Annotated in this window: 2 protein-coding genes; both read left to right on the top strand. The window is 73.4% G+C overall.

The genetic code is table 11. The features are described 5' to 3' along the window. The first annotated feature begins 5 nt into the window (after positions 1 to 5). Positions 6 to 869, top strand: coding sequence for an ABC transporter permease (locus tag JHN63_RS50230; protein WP_200691814.1), 864 nt, complete (start codon positions 6 to 8; stop codon positions 867 to 869). Further along, positions 866 to 2286, top strand: a 1421-nt coding sequence (locus JHN63_RS50225) for an oligopeptide/dipeptide ABC transporter ATP-binding protein (RefSeq protein WP_307782187.1), incomplete at its 3' end; no start/stop codon positions are given. The genes JHN63_RS50230 and JHN63_RS50225, both read left to right, overlap by 4 nt.

Genomic DNA, 2286 nt, shown 5'->3' with positions numbered 1-2286 from the left:
GGGCGGTGCTGCGGCGGATGGTGCGGCGGCCGGGGGCGGTGTGCGGACTCGCGGTGCTGCTGGTGCTGTTCGCGCTGGCCTTCGTGGGACCGTCTCTCAGCCCGTGGACCCACACGGACGTCGACTACACGGCGCTGCGGCAGCCGCCGGACGCCCGGCACTGGATGGGCACGAACCGGATCGGGCAGGACGTGTTCGCCCAGGTGGTGCGGGGGTTGCAGAAGTCGCTGCTGATCGGGCTGCTGGTGGCGCTGTTCTCGACCGTGCTGGCGGCGGTGGTGGGCGCCTGTGCCGGGTACTTCGGCGGCTGGACCGACCGGGTGCTGATGTTCGTCGTGGACCTCATGCTCGTCCTGCCGGGTCTGCTGGTGCTGGTGGTGGTCGCGCCGAGACTGCGCGAGTGGGGCTGGATCGCGCTGGTCGGGCTGCTGGCGCTGCTGGGCTGGATGGTCACCGCGCGGGCGGTGCGCGGCATGACGCTCTCCCTGAAAGAGCGTCAGTTCGTGGTGGTGGCACGGCTGATGGGGGTCTCCCCGATGCGGATCATCTGGCGGCATGTGCTGCCGCACACGGCGTCGTTCCTGATCACGGACGCGACGATCGCCGTGGGCGGGGCGGTGATCAGCGAGACCGGTCTTTCGTACTTCGGGCTGGGGGTGCAGCCACCCGATGTCTCCCTCGGCACGTTGATCGCGGACGCGACCGACGTGGTGCTGGTGTATCCGTGGATGTTCTTCTTCCCCACGGGGCTGCTGATCGCGTTCGTGCTGGCCGTCAACCTCGTCGGCGGGGCCCTGCGGGACGCGCTGGACCCGACGACGCCGGACGCGGCGCCCTCCCGGACCGGCTTGTCGGGGCTGTCCAGGTGACCACGGTCCTGGAGGTCCGCCAACTCACCGTCGCCGTCGGCCCGTTGCCCGTGGTGCGCGGTGTCGATCTCACCCTGCGGCGCGGTGAAGTACTGGGCCTGGTGGGCGAGTCGGGCACCGGCAAGACGCTCACCGCGCTCGCCCTGCTGGGGCTCGCACCGGCGGGCGCCCGGGTGGGCGGGTCGGTGCGGCTGCTGGGCGAGGAGCTACTGGGCCTGCCGGTAAGAGAGTTGGCGCGGATCCGCGGGCGCCGGATCGCGATGGTCTTCCAGGACCCGCTGTACGCCTTCACCCCGGTGCAGCGGGTCGGCGACCAGATCGCGGAGGCGCTGCGCATCCACCAACGGCCGCGCCCGCAGCGGGAGTCGGCGCGGCGCCGGGCGGTGGAGCTGCTGGACTTCGTGGGGGTGCCGCGTCCGTCGTGGGCGGCGCGTGCCTACCCCCACCAGCTCTCCGGCGGTATGCGCCAACGCGCCATGATCGCGATGGCGATGGCCAACGGCCCCGACGTCCTGGTCGCGGACGAGCCCACCAGCGCGCTCGATGTCACCGTCCAGGCACAGGTGTTGGAGGCCCTCGCCGCGGCCCGCCGGGAAACGGGGGCGGCCCTGCTCCTGGTCACCCACGACCTGGGGGTGGTCGCGGGCGAGGCGGACCGCGTGGCCGTCCTCTACGCGGGCCGCGTCGTGGAGACGGGCCCCACCGAGGCGGTCCTCACCCGCCCCCGCATGCCGTACACCGTCGGCCTGATCGGCTCGGTGCCACGCCCCGACGCCCGGGTCCCCCTCACCCCGATCCCGGGCACGGCCCCGGTCCCCGGTGCGGTGGGCCCCGGCTGCTCCTTCGCCCCGCGCTGCCCGTTGGCGGAGCCGGAGTGCGTCACCTCGGACATCCAACTCCTGGGCGTGGACAGCCCGTCCAGGGCCGGCCTCGCGGGATTCGCCGCACACGAGGCCGCCTGCCGACGGGTGCCGTTGGTGTCCCGTCGGACGGCGGTGCAGCTGTTTCCGCCCGGCGGGGAGATCGCCTCCGGCGGGTGGGGCGACGGGGGCGCTGATCCGGGGAGAGGCACCGCTTCCCTTGTCCCCGCCGAAGGCGACACAGGCCCGTGGGGACGACCGCCCGCTCGGGCTGCCCTCGACGAACGGGAACTGGGGACACGGCAAGGCCACGAACAGCCCGTCCTGGGCGCCGAGCCTCCGGCTTCACGGGGACGCCACGCACCGCCCGTCCCGGGCGCCGAACCCCCGACCTCACGCGGACACCACACACCATCCGCCCCGGGTGACGAGCCCTCGGCTTCACAAGGACGCCACACACCATCCGCCCAGGACGACAAGCCCTCGGTTCCGCGGGGACACCACACACCGCCCGCCCTGGGCGCCGAACCCCCGACCTCACGCGGACACCACACACC

Source organism: Streptomyces sp. MBT65 (assembly GCF_016612545.1).
In the GTDB taxonomy this organism is placed as follows: Bacteria; Actinomycetota; Actinomycetes; order Streptomycetales; family Streptomycetaceae; genus Streptomyces.
This window is presented reverse-complemented; position numbering and strand designations above follow the sequence as displayed.